This window comes from Daejeonella sp. JGW-45 (assembly GCF_029360805.1).
Classification (GTDB): Bacteria; Bacteroidota; Bacteroidia; order Sphingobacteriales; family Sphingobacteriaceae; genus Daejeonella.
Window position 1 is genome coordinate 245,986 of record NZ_JARKNC010000001.1, and the last position, 19,325, is coordinate 265,310.

General features: G+C 36.7%; 18 protein-coding genes and 2 tRNA genes. 13 read left to right on the forward strand and 7 right to left on the reverse strand.

What is annotated here, in order from left to right:
- Positions 1-302 precede the first annotated feature (302 nt).
- Both P2W76_RS01135 and P2W76_RS01140 read right to left on the reverse strand, forming a co-directional pair.
- On the reverse strand, positions 303-785 hold the full coding sequence (locus P2W76_RS01135; RefSeq protein WP_276345621.1) for a hypothetical protein: 483 nt from the start codon (positions 783-785) through the stop codon (positions 303-305).
- A gap of 55 nt (positions 786-840) precedes the next feature.
- A complete protein-coding gene (locus P2W76_RS01140) occupies positions 841-1,329 on the reverse strand; it encodes a hypothetical protein (RefSeq protein ID WP_276345622.1) in 489 nt (162 codons plus the stop codon).
- 691 nt (positions 1,330-2,020) lie between these two features.
- On the opposite strand from P2W76_RS01140, the gene P2W76_RS01145 reads away from it, so the two are divergent.
- The gene (locus P2W76_RS01145; protein ID WP_276345623.1) at positions 2,021-2,638 is read left to right on the forward strand and encodes a helix-turn-helix domain-containing protein; all 618 of its coding nucleotides are present in this window, start codon (positions 2,021-2,023) and stop codon (positions 2,636-2,638) included.
- A gap of 253 nt (positions 2,639-2,891) precedes the next feature.
- On the opposite strand, the gene P2W76_RS01150 is transcribed toward P2W76_RS01145, so the two are convergent.
- Positions 2,892-4,739 carry a hypothetical protein gene (locus P2W76_RS01150; RefSeq protein WP_276345624.1) on the reverse strand — a complete coding sequence of 616 codons (1,848 nt, stop codon included), beginning with the start codon at positions 4,737-4,739 and terminating at the stop codon, positions 2,892-2,894.
- Between the two features lie 561 nt (positions 4,740-5,300).
- Here P2W76_RS01150 and P2W76_RS01155 point away from each other — a divergent pair.
- Positions 5,301-5,756, forward strand: coding sequence for a hypothetical protein (locus P2W76_RS01155; RefSeq protein ID WP_276345625.1), 456 nt, complete (start codon positions 5,301-5,303; stop codon positions 5,754-5,756).
- Positions 5,757-5,800: 44 nt separating this feature from the next.
- On the opposite strand, the gene P2W76_RS01160 is transcribed toward P2W76_RS01155, so the two are convergent.
- The gene (locus tag P2W76_RS01160) at positions 5,801-7,036 is read right to left on the reverse strand and encodes a site-specific integrase (protein WP_276345626.1); all 1,236 of its coding nucleotides are present in this window, start codon (positions 7,034-7,036) and stop codon (positions 5,801-5,803) included.
- A 230-nt stretch (positions 7,037-7,266) separates the two neighbouring features.
- Between P2W76_RS01160 and P2W76_RS01165 the strand changes: the two genes are divergently transcribed.
- From P2W76_RS01165 to P2W76_RS01190, 6 genes are all read left to right on the forward strand, one after another.
- A tRNA-Val gene (locus P2W76_RS01165) sits at positions 7,267-7,341 on the forward strand.
- Between the two features lie 134 nt (positions 7,342-7,475).
- Positions 7,476-8,717, forward strand: a complete 1,242-nt coding sequence (locus P2W76_RS01170) for a site-specific integrase (RefSeq protein ID WP_276345627.1) — start codon at positions 7,476-7,478, stop codon at positions 8,715-8,717.
- Between the two features lie 8 nt (positions 8,718-8,725).
- The gene (locus P2W76_RS01175; protein ID WP_276345628.1) at positions 8,726-9,601 is read left to right on the forward strand and encodes a hypothetical protein; all 876 of its coding nucleotides are present in this window, start codon (positions 8,726-8,728) and stop codon (positions 9,599-9,601) included.
- A gap of 174 nt (positions 9,602-9,775) precedes the next feature.
- Positions 9,776-11,596, forward strand: coding sequence for a BT4734/BF3469 family protein (locus tag P2W76_RS01180; RefSeq protein WP_276345629.1), 1,821 nt, complete (start codon positions 9,776-9,778; stop codon positions 11,594-11,596).
- 197 nt (positions 11,597-11,793) lie between these two features.
- The gene (locus P2W76_RS01185; RefSeq protein WP_276345630.1) at positions 11,794-12,129 is read left to right on the forward strand and encodes a hypothetical protein; all 336 of its coding nucleotides are present in this window, start codon (positions 11,794-11,796) and stop codon (positions 12,127-12,129) included.
- 327 nt (positions 12,130-12,456) lie between these two features.
- The gene (locus P2W76_RS01190) at positions 12,457-13,206 is read left to right on the forward strand and encodes a hypothetical protein (protein ID WP_276345631.1); all 750 of its coding nucleotides are present in this window, start codon (positions 12,457-12,459) and stop codon (positions 13,204-13,206) included.
- Positions 13,207-13,683: 477 nt separating this feature from the next.
- Here P2W76_RS01190 and P2W76_RS01195 read toward each other — a convergent pair whose 3' ends face one another.
- Positions 13,684-14,406, reverse strand: a complete 723-nt coding sequence (locus P2W76_RS01195; RefSeq protein ID WP_276345632.1) for a hypothetical protein — start codon at positions 14,404-14,406, stop codon at positions 13,684-13,686.
- Positions 14,407-14,780: 374 nt separating this feature from the next.
- On the opposite strand from P2W76_RS01195, the gene P2W76_RS01200 reads away from it, so the two are divergent.
- Together P2W76_RS01200 and P2W76_RS01205 are read left to right on the forward strand one after the other, a co-directional pair.
- Entirely contained in the window at positions 14,781-15,245 is a 465-nt protein-coding gene (locus P2W76_RS01200) for a JAB domain-containing protein (RefSeq protein WP_276345633.1), read from the forward strand.
- Between the two features lie 42 nt (positions 15,246-15,287).
- Complete coding sequence (locus P2W76_RS01205) at positions 15,288-15,854, forward strand: hypothetical protein (protein WP_276345634.1); 567 nt, start codon at positions 15,288-15,290, stop codon at positions 15,852-15,854.
- Between the two features lie 9 nt (positions 15,855-15,863).
- Here the strand turns inward: P2W76_RS01205 and P2W76_RS01210 are convergent, their stop codons facing one another.
- On the reverse strand, positions 15,864-16,088 hold the full coding sequence (locus tag P2W76_RS01210) for a helix-turn-helix transcriptional regulator (RefSeq protein ID WP_276345635.1): 225 nt from the start codon (positions 16,086-16,088) through the stop codon (positions 15,864-15,866).
- 79 nt (positions 16,089-16,167) lie between these two features.
- Here P2W76_RS01210 and P2W76_RS01215 point away from each other — a divergent pair, with 79 nt between their 5' ends.
- From P2W76_RS01215 to P2W76_RS01225, 3 genes are all read left to right on the forward strand, one after another.
- A complete protein-coding gene (locus tag P2W76_RS01215; protein ID WP_276345636.1) occupies positions 16,168-16,551 on the forward strand; it encodes a hypothetical protein in 384 nt (127 codons plus the stop codon).
- A gap of 138 nt (positions 16,552-16,689) precedes the next feature.
- Complete coding sequence (locus P2W76_RS01220; RefSeq protein WP_276345637.1) at positions 16,690-16,908, forward strand: hypothetical protein; 219 nt, start codon at positions 16,690-16,692, stop codon at positions 16,906-16,908.
- Positions 16,909-17,520: 612 nt separating this feature from the next.
- Positions 17,521-17,608: transfer RNA gene (locus P2W76_RS01225), tRNA-Ser, on the forward strand.
- Between the two features lie 316 nt (positions 17,609-17,924).
- On the opposite strand, the gene P2W76_RS01230 is transcribed toward P2W76_RS01225, so the two are convergent.
- Entirely contained in the window at positions 17,925-19,115 is a 1,191-nt protein-coding gene (locus P2W76_RS01230; protein WP_276345638.1) for a hypothetical protein, read from the reverse strand.
- Positions 19,116-19,325 lie beyond the last annotated feature (210 nt).

Genomic DNA, 19,325 nt, shown 5'->3' on the forward strand with positions numbered 1-19,325 from the left:
AATTGAGGAACCGAATAGTCCTTCGTCGGTTGGTTTATAAACACGATAAGCGCAGGACTTAACTAAATCTGCACTTCAGAGGCTCGGCAAAAAGCCCACAGGGTAACAAATAAGTCTTCGTCCTACGCTTGGCGCGTGGACGTTGAACTCATTTATTCTTACCTATTTTTTGAATTTTGCCGATTCCTGAAGTAGAACAAATAAAGCTTAACGCTTATATTTTAATTAGATATTTATTTCAATACTTTCTGTTTCGTTCTTTCTATTTTGTCTCTCTAAAATTAGTTAGATATTCTGATTAGTTAAAGTTTATAAACGCAATTCGGATATTCCTTGAGCATGAAATGGTAATATGCTGGATAATTCTTCTTACTAGCTTCTTTAAAGTAGGGCCTGAACCCTTCATTTAGAATCCTTTTCATTATGACATCTTCAAGGGGACAGATATGGAAGCAATACTCTATCAAATTCCGCTCTTTCATATCGCAAATGTGATTGAACATGAATGTCGGTGTGGCGAATTGCCAGATTGATTCTAAGTCTGACTTGTCTCCTTTGCAATTGCGTTCGTATATTAATGTCTCTTCTGGAAGGTCTGAAATTAGTTTTTTGATAATATCCAGATACCTATGATATAAGTTCTCACCAATCTCTACATCCATCCGCACATTAGGATTACCTGACGATTTTGCTCTTAAGAAGTTCTTCCGGAGAACACCATGGTAAGTGAACTTGGTTGTTACCATAGGTTCAAACCAAGATTTTGGTAATAATTCTTTACCCATTTACTTTAAAAGTTGAATTAGTCAAAAGAACCCACCGGAGTGAGTTCTCATTTAGTTAGTTAGCTGATTTAAAATCGATCTCTGAGATAGTGGTAAAAAGATTGTCACCGTTAGCAAGTCGAGAAAGAAAATAATCTTGAACCTTGCCAGGGTTGTTGAGTCTCACGCAATCCTCTATCAATGGCTTATTCTTCTCTTGTGCTGTGCACTTGAAAACCTGTCTGATAGCACGGTTTGCTAAACGTTGTCCGAACTTGGTGATAGATTCAGCGTCAGCTGTAAAATAAACCATCACGTAATTTTGCTTATTGCGTGTGAGAGTGATGTTCCAGAAGAACGTCAATGTCTCGTTAATGAGGCTATTGCCTTTTCCAGATTCAGAATGGTTAACATTGATCATCTTTCTGTACTTAACGCTTTCGAAGGGTTGAAGCAGCACTGATGTGTGTTTAATGATTTCGAAATAAGCTTTTTCTACTGCCTGATTTCTTGCATCTAACTCTGGGTTAGTTGTTGCTGTGTTTTCTTGAGTTGTTTGATTCATGATTTTTTAAGTTTGAAATGAGTGAAACGGATTAATTTTTTGATCGAAAGAGATAATAGCTGTGTTTCAGAGCACTGAAAAGAGTTGTTGCTTATAAAATAATAGGTGAAGTGCTACGTAAATAGATGGGGAAGTATCCGAGGAATGGGTTTGAAGCACTAGTCATAGAAGTTTTATGACTGGAAAAGAATATTTCCTATCAAAGAGAGATTTTGCGTTTTGCAGACAACGTCCCAGTAAAAAACACAGATATATTAAGTCTTTTCACGAAAGAAGGTCAGGAGGTCAATATCGGACCGGTATATGCGCTTAAAAGTCTCTGAGCATTTTTTTGTAGGAAAAAAGGCCAAAAACTGAAACCACCGGGGGTGTCTTTGGATTGGAGGCCTAAAAAAATTTTATATATTTTTTTTTCGCGGTTCACTATGTGTAAAGTGCATAGTTTCCGCAAAGTTTGGGTTGCTCAGAAAATTCAGACGTGGATAGTTTGTCAAAGGGAGATCCTACCTTCATCCGAATTGTGCTTAACAGAAGGAACGCTAGGAAAAATGAGGTAAATTTTGTATCTTTATGTTCACCATCAGACACTTAGCTATTCAGCTAAATGCAGATATACCCACTTTTTTACACTACATTTTTAAATTCATTGAACAATAAGAGTCGCTTCATATTGAAGCCACGTTTTAACAACATGTCTGAGCTTGAACTCAATTACAAAGATCAGCTAATTTACTTATCCATCAGGTCGTTTTACAACACAAAAGATAAATACTGTTACCCAAGTTATAAAGCGATAGCGAAGAGAGCAGGTGTATCAGATAAAACTGTTTCAGCTTCTGTGAAGCGTCTGGATGCTGCAAAAATGCTTGAGATTTGGAAGGTTGGCAAAAGCAGACATTATCATGCGTATAAGTTTCCTGAATCAGACTGTATGCAGAAGATACCATACGCCATACTGGAAATCCCAGATCTGACAATGCATGAAAGGAGTATGTTGATTACGCTTTTTGAATATTTGAACGAGGACTATAAGACTCATTTAACGATCACAGAGTTAGAAACTGCGTCTGGCGAGAGTTACAAGACTATTAATACTCAGCTCAAGTCACTTCAAATGAAAGGCTATATCACCGTAAAACCAGAGGAGATTGATAATGAGCGAACTTTGATTAGGGCCATTTGTATTTCAGACAACTTGAAATCTCTGCTCCCGGACAAGCTTGAAGAGGTGAAGGCTACAATTAACAGTTCAGATCGATCAGAAAACATAATGGAGATGGCTATGAAGCTAGTTAGAGGTGATCGTTGAGATCATCCTTGCGTTATTACTTTAAAAGTTTAGGCTTTTAAAGTAACTGGTAAACTTGACCCACTTATCAGTCAAACGAATGCTTTTGCTCAAAAGAGTGCAAAAAGTACGTTTTTGCAACATAAGCAACCAGAAACTCACTTTAAACAAGAAAACCTGCGAAATCGCAGGTTCTATCACTTGTCCTTTTTTTTCGAGATGAACTTATATTTCACTATAGTAGAGGTGATATCCCATATTTTAGGACAGGTTATTATGCGACTTTTAAAATAGAATACAACCTCCTAGCTATCTTGATGACTTCTTTTCTCTTGCCTTGATCGTTCGTTGGTTTGTGAATTTTCAACTCAAACATCTTTAGATCATCAAGATCTGTCGCGAATGCAATCAACCTTGATCCATCCGGTTTCTTAAGTTCCAGTTCGTCATATATTACTTGTAATATAGTTTTAATCTCTTTCTTGGTGTAATCTCTCAATTCGAAGCGTTGATCTATCAGTGATCTTTTCTTTGCTTCCTGGTTGCTGTTGCTTATTGTAACTAATGCTGCCTTCATTGCTTCTGGTTCATAATTTAATTCTTCAAGCATCTCCCTCCCAAGTATGTGATATGCATGAAATAGGTCTGCATAGAATGTCTTTAATTTAATTATCTCTCGTTGTGCCGTTCCATAGTGATAGGTGTCAGGTGCGGCGTTGTAGGCTTCATATATGTCAATTACTTGCTTGTAAATTGAGCTTTTTGATCGCCAAGAGGTCTTCAGCTTCGGTAAGGAATAATAAATTAATTCTGTATCATAGTTGCAGCTCTCCCAGCATAACTTAATATCTTCAATGGTATTATAGTGCCTTTTAAATGTGTTAGCGTAAACATGTTGATCAATCTTGTAGGTATTAAGCTCTGCTACCCCTTTCTCGATATCACTGAATTTCTTGATATAAGAAATCATGTCAAAGCCATCAGGTATGCCATCTTGAACACGTTCATTATATCGTTTGATGTCATATTCAGCTGATATTGTTAGTTCCTTTAAAACGGATTCTGGTTTTAGCATACATGGTTCTTTTAATGTGTTTGTAATATGAATGATCTGATTTGGTTTTTCTCCGAGGTCCAACCGTAACCTGCCTATGGCTTGTTTGCCTCGGTAATCGATACCGACCAGTGAATGAGGTACACTTGTATCGGTTACTAGTATTATACTATCTGTAATTTTGCCTTCGATGTCAAACCCTTCGTAGTATCTACAAGTAAAGAAATTAACCCTCTTAATGGTTTCTTTATTTACCTCACTTTTAAAATGTGGAGCCAAGTCACCTAAGTTGGTCATGTTCTTCTCATCGTCTCTGCAAAAAATGCTGAAATCCGTTAATCCTGCTCTTTCCGCAGCTTCTGCTATAGCAGTCACAGAATTATACATTATGAACACTCGGCCTTGGAACTTTTCCAGATGGGTAAGTAAATGATGTAGTACAGTCTTTGGATCGTCATGAGGCATTATGGATATCTTACCAAATTTCTCTGTGAAGCTCACAGCATAGTTAGCCAATTTCTTAAATAAAGGATTGCTATATGGATACGGTGTTGCAGATCCAAACGCCAGGTTATTATACTTGGCAAACTTTTCGGCATATCTCAAGGGTGTAAGGAAGGCGTCGCCACGAAACATATCGATTGCATATGCATGCATTTCATCGATGTAACAGAAGAAGTTTTTATACAACCAACTGCCACCAAGGGTCAATCCTGCGGTGATAACTTTATGAAATCCTTCAGGAGTAACAAGGATTTTCTTGAATGTGCCATCATCTTTTCTAAGGAAGGCTTCAACATCTTCAGTCGTAACACCTGCTGTAACGGCTATGATAGTATTATCACCATATTCCATTGAAGCTTTACCTTCAATTATAGGCACGTATGGCAGAGGTAACAAGCTGTGGCGTTTAGCCATCATCTCTGCAAAAGTAATTCCGAAGCCGGTTTTGTTTTTATCTACGTTTGAATTATCGGGTATGAGACCGAAGTCATTAAATTGATCTGGTAGGGCATGGCTGAACCATGAAGCAATAGGTAAGGTGATCCTTACAGTTTCTTTTAGCATTTTTCATGTGTAATCGTATTGAAAAAGTGAATCTGGGTATGCTAATCGATCGAATAGCTGAGGTGAATCTATTCACATCTCATATTTTTGGACAGCTATGAGCAATAAAAAAGATCAGTCCGAAAACTGATCTTAATTTCCATGAAAAAATGAAGGTGTTCCTTCCGAAATGCTTATGCAAATATACGCAAAATAACTGAAATCAAAAATTAAATAGCTGACAATTAGGAAGTTAATTAGATTATTGCATCCGCGATCATTTTCTTTTTGAATTTTTTAGTCTTTTATCTAATTTTGTACCGAAGGGCAGGCAAGCTGGCAGGATTTTCATCCACCCTCCAAGTCCTAGTTCAGGACCTCAGCAAATTAACCTAATAAGCGAATGCAACTTCGTTCAAATTTTTTGAACGTTGAGTGAGTTATTTACGCTCCTATTGGAGTACTGTTCTTTGACATTGTTGTTAATCTTGATTCAGAATAATGGGTCAGGGATTGAAACGGGTATTGAAAGTTTAGATCTACGATTTCTATTGGATGTCCAATGGGTTTAAATTTTTTAATATGATCAATAATAAAATCAGTGTCATTAGTGACACTTCCGGTAAACTTACCGCTACTCAAATTGAGCGCGTCTACGCATTATCCCATATTTTTCGGGAGGATGCTTCTATTTTAGTACCCTTGCTAAAACCAAGAGGAGAAAATTCGTATCCGAAAGTTTACGACAAGGCGATAGTGGTAAGCAAAGCCAAAGGGGTAATGGGTGACTATTATACAGCTTTGGTAGAAGAGTTTGAAAGATACGATATACTCTCAGTAGAGACAATCGTATCCATAGTCAGTGAGGTTAGAGCAGGTCTCGATCTGCCGCCTTACGTGAAGCGTATCAAATCGTCTTCATTAACTGACTTTTTCAAATTATTCTTATACAAGGAAGTCTACGAGGAGCGCGAAGACGGATCTGTAGGAGATCTGATTGGTTACGAGAAAGTTTTCTGTCTCAAAGCCAACAATTAACGACAATTCAAAGCGAGCCTCGGTAGAAATACCGAGGCTTTTTTTTAAACAGGTTTGCAGATTACTTCATTTACCCTCTCATTCAATTCATCTATTACAGATTGTTCGAAGTTGTCCAGATAGATGTTAGTGATCTTGTTACCGTATTCATGCCCCATCGCCTCAGCAATCAATTCATTTGAATACCCTAGGCGCTTTGCCGTTGTCGCCCATGTATGACGAGCAACATATGTTGTAAGCGTCTCTGGTAGATCACAGGCGTTCGCCAACTCTTTCATCCATTTATTCGTAGTTTTAATCCACTGATGTATTTTTTGATTCGCAGGTAACGAATCTTCGATAATAGAAGCAGGTAGGATAGGCAGAAGATATTTCTCATTCCTTCCATCGTAATTCTTTATAATCCGTTGAGCTATCGATGTAATTTTAATACTGTATTCTTTTCTGGTCTTTCGTCGCCTATATACGATCCGGCCTTTGATAATATTAGATGTTTTAAGGTAGGCCAAGTCAGTAAATGAAATGCCTATTAATGAGAAACTTAGGAAGAAATAGTTCCTTGCGTGCCATTCTCGTGTATTCTCTTTTAGATCAAGTTTTAGAATCTTTGCAAGGTCATTAGCCAGTACGGCTCGCTTAGCCGTTCGTTCAGACTTAATTGGAACTTCAGTAAAAGGATAAAAAGACCGATCTATGATCTTTGCCTTTATAGCTCGATTATATATTGCACGGATGGTCCTGAGATAGTTGCTAACGGAATTTTGTTTAACACCTTTGCTAATGAGATGACGTTGGAAGCTTTCAAGGAACGTGTAGTCAATCTCTTTGAACTTTAGCTTCCTGTCTTTTGCAAAACCAATCAGTCTGTTTGAAGCTGTTTGATAAACCAGTGCATTTCCAACTTTGTTAATTGCGAATAACTCAGTGATGATCTGGGTTGAATATTCATTGAATGTGATATTGGTATTTATTTTATAAGGCTTAGCCTTTTCATCAAGCCTCTCTTTTAAAGCTGCAAACGAGAACTCCTCATTTTCGTCCAACTGGTGTATAAACTTCTGAATCTTTAAGTAGAACTCAGAAATCGTTTTATTTAAGACCTGAAAATTAGGATGAGCTTTTAGCACCTTTTGGGTGTTTGCATCCCAATGTTCTCGTTTAACTCTTATACCAGTACTTAATGTCGTATTGTTCTTGTTAAAGGTTATTCGCACGACAACCGAATAAACTTGCTCTTTCGATTCTCTCTTATCATTAAGAATCAGCTTATAATGGACCATAATTTAGTTGTTATGGTCACCTGACGGTACTACCTATGTACTATAATTGCACTATCCACATCAGTAAGTTGAGATGAATCCTATACCCATTGTACAACAATCTCATAGAATAAAGATGAGAATAACGACTGCTGTATAGCTGCAAATACCTTAATTAAAGGTTCTTAAACACTAATTTCAAATTAATTTTGCATTAACCCTCTCTACTCCTATATTTGCAGTCCCAAAGCGGGAGATTAGCTCAGCTGGTTCAGAGCACCTGCCTTACAAGCAGGGGGTCACTGGTTCGAACCCAGTATCTCCCACGGAAATGAAACCCTTCGGATTAAGTTCTGAGGGGTTTTTGTTTTAGTAGACTCAGAACCAACTGCTCTAATCTTCTTTTAATAGTAAATAAATAGTAAAAACTATTACTTCAGATAGCCATAATACTTTCATTATGGTTTATTACACCTTAATTTTAAATGAGAAACGTGCAACTGCACATGGTCTTTATCCCATAGTCGTCAGAATCACTCATGGGAAAAATAACACTACTCTAACTACCGGGATAAGAATCAACAAAGAGCATTGGGACAAAATTTCACAGAGGATCAATAGTAAGCACTCTAACTTTCAGTTACTGAATAAATCCTTAGGAGAGTATTATTTAAAGGTACAGAAGGCTATTTTAAAGCTTCAGGAGGAAGATAAATTTTCTTTTGAATCATTGAAGCAATTTCTGTCAGATAGGCCTGTTAGTACTAAAGAAGCCACACCTGTGACTTTTCTAGAATTCAGTAGCAAATTGATACAGGATATGATTGAGCTAAATAAAAGTGGTAATGCTCTTGTATATCAAACAGCAGCAAAGAGGTTAACTGGTTATGCAGGGACAAGCCTATTCTTTCAGGATATAGATTACAATTTATTGGATGGTTTCAGGAAGCATCTGCTTTTAAGTGGTGTGAAACAGAATACAGTGAGCAATTATTTTAGGACTATCAAAGCCATTTATAATAAAGCGATAAAAGCTAAATTGGTTGACAGATCTTCATATCCTTTTCTTGACATACCTATTAAGCAAGAACGAACACCAAAGAGAGCAATTGGCTTAGAAGAAATAGAGGCAATATTGAAATTAGATCTGAAGCCAAATACTCCCTTATGGCACTCCAGAAATTATTTTATGCTAAGTTTCTGCCTAATGGGTATTTCCTTCACAGATTTGGCTTATTTGAAGCTCACTAATATTATTAAAGGTAGATTGATGTTTAACAGAAGAAAGACACACAAAAAGTACGATATAAAACTTACCCCTCAAGCGCAATCCATATTTAACTATTACAATAAAGGTAATTGTGCCTATCTACTTTGCATTCTCTCTCCTAATGTGACTGAAGACAGTTTAGAAGCTAAGAAGACGATCCATCAGTGGATCAAGACTGCCAATAAATATTTAAAGCGTCTTGGAGAGGATATTGGACTCAAAAGTCCATTGACTACTTATGTTGCCAGACATTCCTGGGCTACCACAGCTAAAAAGATGGGGTATTCCAATGAATTAATTGCCGAGGCTATGGGACATGAGTATGGTAACCGAATTACCGGCATTTATCTTGATTCTTTTGAATCGGGTGTTGTTGATGATATGAATAATAAGATTTCTGAAAAGTTATTTAGCAATAGGATTTTTTTATAATTTCAGTAATGCATGAGCTTTACCCATTAAAAAGACTTCGGCAATTCATATTTAGTAAAGGGGGAGACGATCTTCCTGATACACTGAATAGTGTTGTATATTTTTTCAGAAATCAGCTTCAATATGCATTGAAACAAGATTATGAATTAAAAGAAGCTGCTGAACATTACAATTACAGGTGGGATGAGAAGAAACAAGGATTTGAAGTCGAAATTATTTATAAAAACAAAAGGGTCGAACACTTTGATTCACTAAAATCTCATTTGTATAACGTTTTGAAGCAGGAAGTAAGAAAAGAGATTGACTTAATTGAATTTCTCAACTTAGACAAGGACAATAGAACAAAGAAAGTTTTTGCCAAAAACGTTCAAGTTGAAGTTTCTGGATTAATTAATGACGTTTCAAAAGAGAATCACGGGTATTCGGACATCATTGTTGATTCTCTGAATACCCTCACTACCTACTTACAAAAATTTGGAAAGCTAAATAGCAGCCCTGGTAAACTCGGGTATAAATTTAGGCTTCCAATTTATAGTACAGCTGTGACAAGGTTTCTCCGAAAGTTAACAGACTACGCTTTGGTAAATTGCTCATTGGCGGAATTTAGGAATTTTTTAGAGTCCAGTGGATCAACTCATAGAATAATTTGGTTGGGTAATCCAACAGAATTTAAATCATTCATAGACAAACTCTGCGAGAGCAGAAACAATCAACCTCCGTATCTTTCCTTTACAAAAAAAAGTAAGTGGCTTGAGCTAGAAAACGTTTTCGTGCTAAAAGACAACTATCCTTTCAGTAAGATCAAGACGTTAAAAAAACCAGCAAAGAGTATTAATGATTATTTGGAAGATTGTATGTTTGAATTAGACTCTACTCAAACATAAATTTCACATAATATTTTCTTTAGCAAATCAGCGTTCACACTAAGGAATATATTGATATTAAAAAACATCACTCTACCTTCCACTCTACCTACTAATTATTCCCTTAATAAGCCTTCTGCGTTCGACTTACTTTTACATCGGTTACAATAATGTACCCAATTAAACGCACAAGAAATGAAGGAAAAATTTTATTCAATTACCCATGACTCACATATTGTTTCAATGTTTAAAAATTGTAAGTCAACTGATCCAAAGAACGTATCACTGGTTGCATTACTGCAAAGTATACGAGATGGAAGATATCATAACCAAGTATGTGAATTAAGAAAAAAACTAGCAAACAACGATTTAGATGCGCAAGAGTTTAAAGTTTCATCTTTGCCTGTTTTTACCCCATCAGGAACATTTGAAGGGGGGAGGAAAAAGGATAACCTTGTCAATTACAACTCTATGGTTATTTTAGATATAGACCATTTGAATTCCGACGAATTAGCTTTGACTTTTAGACAGATCATTAATATTCCATACACTATGGCTTGTTTCAAAAGTCCGAGTGGAAATGGAATTAAAACAATTGTGAAAACTGATTGCAAAGAAGCTAAAGATCATGAAAAAGCATATCAACAAGTTACTGATTGCTACTATGAAAAAATAGGAGTGAATATAGACGGTTCAGGTAAGGATGTTTCTAGGTTGTGTATTGTATCAAGCGACCCAAACGCTTTTTTAAATTTTGATGCAGAAATCTTTACGGTGAAAATTACTGATGTTGAGGATGTAACGTTTTGCAAAGGATTTAACACAGCATTAGCCTGGGCAAAGAAAAAGGGCTGTTATGAACTCGGAAATAGAAATAATTTCATATTTAATCTTGCTTGTAGAACAAATAGAATTGGCTTAGACAAAAAGAGGGTAGAAAAAGAAATATTGAAGCGTTTTAAAAATGAGGATGCCGCGGGATTACATAGGACAATTAATAGCGCGTATCGGAACACGGATGAATTTGCAAAGTTTCCAGAATCAGAAAAACTAGGACGTGTTGCAGAAGTTGCAAATGAAGTAGATGTTGTGCAACGCAACAATGCGAACTACTCACTTAAATCCTTCTCAGATTTAGCGGAGATCGGCAAGACATTAAAACCTAAAAGAAAGATCTTTGGAAACTATATATTAGAAAAATCTACGGTCATTTTCCCTTCTGAACGAGGAATTGGCAAGTCGCTTCTGGCGTTACAACTTGCGATTGTAATTTCTAATGGACAGAAGTCCTTCCTTAACGAAGACATAGAACTTAACGGGAACGTTATATATATTAATCTGGAGCTTAATGAAGAGACGGTGTCTACACGGCTAGCAAAATTGGAAAGTCAAATGGCTCATCAACCGGATTATAAAGCATATTGTTTAACTACAAGAAGTGGACTAGAAGTATTATTAGATGATGTTAGAAACCTTTGTTACGATAAAAAACCAGTATTGTTAATTGTTGACAATTTGAGAACAGCGTTTTCAGGAGCCGATAACGAGAAGAATAGTCAAATGACAATGGCGATGGGGACTATTAACAAGCTAAAGGATGAAATAGGGGCCTCTCTTTTAATTATTCATCACATTAAGAAAAATACTTCTCACAGATTGACGGAAAGTGATATGCAGTCTGGCGCAGGAGCTTTAACTGATTTAGTTGATTCTGATTTTTTCATGAGACGGGCGGGAGCTGATAAAAACCTTCGACTACTTATAAGAAAAAAATCAAGAGATGCGGAGGAACAGGATGGAGCAAAATTGATATTACTAAACCCTGAGACACTATGGTTTGAGTTCCTAAAGGAGAACGTAAGTGAACGCGAATATATCTATGCAGAAGAAGATAATAAGACGAATGAAGAATTAAAAAAGGAAGCACTTGCCCTAAGGGATACTGGAGCTAATAATGCAGAAATTGGTAGAAGACTTAATAAGGATCGTTCAACGATAAAACGCTGGCTTGAATAGTAATTTGTTGCGTGGTGGTTGCACAACACCTGCAACTTATGCAACTCCTGCAACAAAGATTTTTTTTCAAAATTTTTTGAGCGTGTTTATTCAGCCCCCACCCTATATCGAATCCCCCTTCTAAGATTTGCGTCTGGATACACCCGCCCTCCGGATTACAGTTAACTCAAATTCTTACCCTAATTAAAATCATTAAAATGGTTACAGTAACTAATTATGTACAAAAGACAAGTCAAGCAGGCAAGATATTCTTTGCTTTGGAGCTTACAGGAGAAGTAGAAATGTCAATCTCTCAGACTACAGGAAGAATGTTTGCTACTGCAAGAAAATGCATGATACCATCATCTTTAGATGAAAATACCTGTAAATCTCTGATAGGTAAACAAATGCCTGGATGTATTCAGAAAGTAGATGTTGATGAACCGTATGAGTACACCATACCAAGAACTGGCGAAACAGTTCTCTTGGACTATCGGTATGAGTACAGTAATGTTGAAATGAATCAAACTTTAGAAGCAGCTATTTTAGGCTGAGATCATTAATGAGCTTGCCTAGGTTGGCAGGCTCTATTTACTTTGAAATACCTTACATAATGGATGAGTATAAATTTTACAGCTTTGTTGACGACAAAAGCATTTTAGCCATTACACCCGAAAATAAATTAATTAGAATTTATTGCCCCTTTATTGCAATTGATGGATTACTTAAAACCTACCAGGTTGACTTGGTAATTGAAAAACAACATGTGACATATTTTAAGATTAATGGATCATTGAAACGGCTACATAACATGCTGATCCAAACAAAATAATTTAATAAAGTCCAACCATAATGGTATATTGAGATAAAGAAACGGTTTGATGGTTGAGCTTTATGATTATCGATTACTTTGGCAAAGTATAAAATTTGTTATTCCGATTTTAACATTTTTAAGTTTAGTTAAAGTTGTGTTATATTACTCCCTATTTAACATTGAAATTGGGAGCTTTATTTCACTAGAGGAACTTGTCACTCCCTTTGTCAAAGATATTTTAGTTTATGCCTTGATATTAATTCTGCCTTTTGTAATACTGGGAATGTTTGTTGCTCCTTTTGTAGGAAAGGTCAACGTCGAGAATTTTAAGAAGCAGAAAAATTCAACTTTTTTCCAGCGACTCTCAGAAGATTTTAAAAAGGATAGGTGGTTTATCTTCTTTCAGATAGTATTCTTGGTCTTAGCTTTTGCTTTGCCCAACGGAAGTAATTTGGGATTACAAGTTTTATTCATTTCACCCGTGGCCTCATTCATTTTTTGGTTAAGACGCGAGATTTTAATATTACATGACTTTGAGTTTACACTCAGAAACGTAACTTTCTATAACCTTTCTTCCATATTCATTATCCTTGTAATTTTCTTGGTTTATGACACTTATTCGGAGGCAACCTTATTGAAAAAAGGGAATGGTAAACAAGTTCAAATTTTACTGACGAACGAAGCAGTCAATTGCGGGGGAGAAATACAATATGTTGGTAGGATGAAGAACTATACGTTTATCTACAACATTAACTCAAAACAATCCACTGTCCTAGACAATTCAGAAATTAAAAAGATCATTTTTTCAAACAATTAAGACTGGATGGGAAAAAAGGCATTCCAACCTCCTAAGCTTACCCTAAAAGCACGCCATAATTCCTAGCTTAACCCCACACTGATTCTGTCATGCTTTTGGTTTTAAGCAAAGTCGATTTCCATAAAAGCTGCCTTTGTATTTATCCTGTGCTTAACCTCTGCTGATAAATACAACCGCTTTTAGTCTTTATATGCTCGCCTGCTCATCGCTAAAGGCTTCAAACTTTAATCCTACCTTATTCCAACCCTGTTAAAGTTTTCGTGGCAAGCCATACTAAGCATCGCCTTGCAGGCTTCTTTGCTTAGACCTTTAGCTCAACTCGCTGGAGGCTCGAGATTGCAAAAACCAAAATCTCTTAAATTTTATTATATTTGTTTATTAAAGAAGGGAAGCCCTGAGTTTGGATCTCCCAGGATAAATAAGTTGTTGTCCTATCAGAGATTTTGGACGCCTCCGATATTCCACGCACAATAGAACTTATTTACTTCCCTCTTTTAATTTCTTTTTTATTTTGTTGATCATTGCATCCAGAATTATTAAATCATCTTCCTCTCCTAACTGGATTTTTGTATTCATTCCCGGCCCCACAATCATTACAGTGAAGTAGTCATTAGTATCTACTAAGGGCAACGTGACAACATCTGTGCTAAGATCGTCACCTTCCAGCTTCAAATCTGGCAGAAACCCCTCATCTTTTCCAATTTCATCCACCTCAGTTGTTGAATCTACAGTAACATCATCTATAAGTTTGCCGTTTTCCAAAAGCTTTAAGCTTTTAGCACCATCGATAAAATAGCCTGCAGTTCTTGACCCATACCTTTCTTCTACACCGAGTTCTCTAATAAGTAGTTTGTGCAGCATAGCAACAGGAAGTTCTTTCCCTTTGAACCTTTCATATATTTTTTGATAAAGAGGGGGATAAAAAAAAACTTTTCTTAATGTTTCAAGCTTTTCATTTTCATCGTATGCAAGCTTGTAAACACGATAAAGCTCCGTGGTATTTAAAACTTCCTTATTATTTGTTATCAGGCCATGTTTTATTGAAGCACTGATTAAAGATCTAAAAGCACCGCTTATCTTTTTTTTCAGTCTATCGGCACAATTAACTATAGAACAACTTCCTCCTAGATAGTCTACAGCAGCTGCAATTTCTAAAGCACTTTTAAGTGAACCATGAGGATAATCTACTAATCTTGGCATAACCTTATATTTAATCCTCAAATATAATCTCTTAATCTCTTAAAGTAAAATTTTTTAAAACTTTATTTATTAACAAATGGGAGGGTTATTGTTGATAAAGCTGAATATTAGGTCTAAATGCTGTAAAAACAAGTATTTAATTCCCTAAGATTGCTAAATAAAGAGGATTTAAATAGAGTTTATGAAAAATATGTGCCAGTGAACAGCTTCCGGCAGTTAGGTGGACTCAAAGGATTTAACCGACTTTGTAATCTAAATTAATAGCGACTTTATTAATATAGCTTTTATTAAATACTAAGGAACTCCCGTTTCCATTATAAATCCATAAGTCTGTTCTTTCAGCGACAAATTATTTACTCTTTAACCAAGATATTATGAAACAGAATCAAATAGCTAGCTTTCCTGTGCAAGAGCTACAGCTAGTTTACAAACAGAAATTTAATCCATCAGACAGGCCAAAAATTACAACATCAGAAGAAGCTTATAGAGTCCTTTTAAGCACATGGAATCTAGGAACTATAGGATTTATAGAAGAATTCAAAATCTTGCTTCTTAATAGAGCTAACAGGGTTATAGGATGTTATGAAGTGTCTTCCGGAGGCCTTTGTGGCACGATTGCAGATCCGAGAGTGATCTTTGCTGTTGCATTAAAATGTTGCGCTGTGGGGCTTATCTTGGCTCATAACCATCCTAGTGGAAATCTCGTTCCTAGTAATTCTGATTTAGAACTGACATCAAAATTGAAAATGGCTGGTAAACTATTGGATATCATCATTTTAGATCATATTATTCTCAGCAATGATTTTTATTTTAGCTTTGCAGATGAGGGTATAACTTGATTAATAACAGAGAACGTTTGAAGGCCGAATTATAAAGACACTATGGCACAAAATCAAAAGAAAGAATCAGCCGGCTGGAAAGTGGCAATTGTGAGCAGTTTACTGCTGGCGCCAATAGGTTCTCTAATTTATGATATGATAAAGGCTAAGCCAATTTTGAGCACTTTCCAAGCTTGGGTGAGTAGCATTTATAGTTGGATAGTCTGGCTATTAAACTATCCTATTAAGACATGGTATATTTTAGTTGTAGTTTCTGTAGTCGTAATAATAATCGTAATTGCTGGAGTCTTAATGACTGATAAAAAGCATAGTCCTGATTTTATAGATTACAAAATTGATAAACTAAAAAATTGGTACTGGAGTTGGGATTATTGGTATAATTCAACACAACTTAAATACAATATCATAAACCTTATGCCTTATTGCGGAAAATGTCAAATGATTATGCTCGAGAGAAGAGATCCAGTTACATATTATTGTCCCAAGTGCGAATTTCAACACGATTCTGGATCATATAACTTTGGCCCGAATAAGTGGGAGGAGAAAATGGATATAGAGGCTCTGATACTGGACAACATTGATAAAAAGCGATATCCTCGTAAAGCATAAACGCGAGGTTCAAAAATCAAATAATTCTCTTAATGGGATATCAAGGCCCTTTGCAATTGCAGAAGCAGTACTAATTGTTGTATTTACTTCTCCCAATTCAACATACGAGAGCTGTCTATAATCAATATCAGAAAGTTCGGCAAGCTTTTCCATAGAAAGTTTTTTCTCCTTTCTAAGACTTCTTATTCTGTCCCCAAAAGCTTTTATCAATGCTGGATCCTTTGTGTTAATCACATACCAAAGGAATATGATAAAAGCTTGATATATTATGAAATACAATTCATATTTTTAATCGTCAATAAAGCTCAATCACATGAAAATAACTATTGCTCAAAGGAGATTTCTGATACTTTGGGTGCTATTTCACTCCTTTGCTCTATTTGTTAATGTATTTAAGATTTCAGGAACAATTGTAAATGAATCTTATGATGCGGGAACATATTGGAAATCAAAGTATGTGCAATTATTTACTACTGGGCCTGATGAAGATTTTTGGCCTATAACTGAATACAGTAGCTATCGAAAATATATTCCTTATTATAGAGATACTCCCGAAGAAGTCTACAATTTTAATGGAATATTTAATTCTTATGATTTTACTGAATATATATTCTATTTTCTTATAGGATTAGGAATAGTATTTATCCCTAAACTTTGGCAAGAAAGGAAAGCAGTGGATAATATGAAGAACATATAATATCTATCTGCTCTATTTAATTCCACACTACTTTGCCATGCATAAAATTACGGTATTGGTTCTGAAAGCATGAAATAATGATTTTCAAAATTCTTATTCCTTTTATAAATGAAATCAAATATTAAATAATATCAGACAATGAAAAAAATTATCGGTTACATCTGCATTGCAGTAGCTGTGCTAAATTTTATTGGATTTGTGTATCTATTGACCTCAAATCCAGAGAAATTATCCATTAATTCAAGTTATTTCATAAAGAAGATAACATTTGCTGTCCTCGTAGGTGGCGTAGGATTTTGGTTAATACAACCTAAAAAGGAAGATGAAAAACCTAATACCCCAACTATTGGAGTTTAATTAAAAAAACTTAGCATGAATGAAACGAAAGAAGAAAATATATGGAAATATATTGGAATAATGGGAGTTGGAGCTGTAGGCTTAAACCAACTTCAAGGGTCACCAAATTTGTGGGTTAGCTTTTTCCTAATTGTGTTTACAATAGTGTCATTTGTGATGCACTTTAAGGATAAATAGAAGTCTAATTGAAATCTTAAATATATGTCCCAAGGTTTAATTTTTCAAGTACTTACAATGCATGTGGATTTTGCTGTACAAGCTGTAATCACAAAACAATCATTTTCATTGATACAGCATATACCCTGTTTGATATTTATGAAGAAAGCAGGCACTGTAATGCTTGCGGATCAAATAAAGAATATATCTGTAATGGAACATTAATCATGAGAAATGACTGGCCTGATGCAGACAATGATCCTTGACAATCACAATGTGCTTGTGTTCCAGAGGAATTAAAATATTGTACTGATTGCAGATGAAGTGCCTATTCCAGAAGATTGGAAGAAGCTTATATTTTCATGCAGCCAGTGTGAAGGTGATATGAAATTCAATGAATAATTAATTACAAATAATTTTAATCCGGCTATCTGATAGTAAATAGTTAGTAAAAAAGTGAGAAAGAGGCTTAAATATAGCAAAATCATAGTATTTAACCTGCCTTACAAGCAGGGGGTCACTGGTTCGAACCCAGTATCTCCCACGGAAATGAAACCCTTCGGATTAAGTTCTGAGGGGTTTTTTGTTATAGCTGGTTCAGAGCATCCCGATGCAATCAGTCACTGGTTCGAACCTGGTATCTCCCACCCCGCGATCGCCGAAGCTTTAACGCAGGAGGTCGTCGGCCGCCTATACTAAACCTGTAAGACTCCAATTTTGCTGATTGCATACCAAAGCTTCACCGTTTTACCAGCTGATCACGTCCCGGGGGATAACAAGGTTGGTTAATTTAGATTTACCGGTGTCCCGGGTGCCAGGAAAGCAGCACAATGGGCAGGTCCTAAAAAGACAACAACCGCCTAATCTTTAAATGTCCTCACAGGAATAACACGATTCATACCAGATTTTACCTGCTCAGGCTGATTTTTTGGCGGGGTTTCAAAATCCTGGTGTAATGCAATTGTGCTGCTTAATTCAGTAGAGCTCCAGCAATTCGATACAGAGGACCGGAAAATGTCCCAGCTAATATTGAGTGCGCTGAGTTCCTTCCTAAGCACTTCCAGTTCCTGTTTGGATGGCAGGTACCAGTCTGAAAATCCCCCGCCGCGGTAATCGCGGCAAGCCTTTGCAGCATAAAGTTTACCGGTTCCATAAGCAGCTATGATCTTGTCAGTGTTCGATGCTCCATCAGTCTGGCTGCCTGCACCCGTAGGTACGCCGGTCATATTTTCCGGAGCCCAGGGCAGAGGATTATCAAGCGCATACCGGCTCAGCACCGTTCCGGCAGTTTTTGCATCATTAAGTGTGAGGATGATCCCGCCTGCATGCAGATAGCCGATCTTCATGGGTGTTTCGAAAGTCACTTCATTACTATATACCGTATCCGTTTTATTTATGGCAAAGGCCCTTGCGTAGTATTTGGTTTTAACTGGCAGAAGGGAAGTGTGCATGATCAGTGGGTTCTCCATTCTGGTTGTTATTCTGACACTGTCAGACATCGTTGGGTTAGGCTTCGTGCTCCAGCATATACCGGCCGTAGAAAGGGTTGACAGCCCGGGCCCCGACATGGTAGTCCGGATACCCTGTAATAGTCCAATAGTAGTTTTTGCTTCGCCCCACCAGGTAGCTTTCAGGAGTAACAGATCATTTCCGGCCTTATAACTTACTTCATTTCCATAAGCGGTTCCTTTACTGTTTGTTGCATACGCCCGGAAGTAATACGTTGTGTTCGGCAAAAGTCCCGAAGGTGATGCCAGGAAATCATCAGACATTGTCTTGCCTAAAGCTTTCTGGCCCGACACGGCAGGCGCCGGACTAGTCGACCAGCAAATGTCGCGTTCAGTAATGGTCAGGTCTCCGCTGTTTGTTATTACACCTCCGCTTTCTACAAAACCGTTAGCATTTATCGTCACAGGTTTGGTCGTCAGCACAGGCAGAGCTCCCGGCGGCCCGGAAGGGTCTGCTGGTTTACCTTTTCTGCAGGAAGTTAATACGGTAAACAAAAAGAGCAGCATTAACCCGCCAAGGCGAAGTTGTTTGATTCTGGTCATCGTTTAGTTTTTCAAGGGCTATTAAAAATACGAAAAAGATAGTTCGGCTATTCGACTTTTAACAACATAGTTGGAGTGACATCACTTCGATTCCAGCCTTCGCTGGAATCCCCTATATATCCCCCCACAGCGTTGTCATCCGATAGCTATCGGATCCAGCCAATGCTGGAACCTCCCAATCCTTAACTTCTCCATCCAAAATCCCTTACA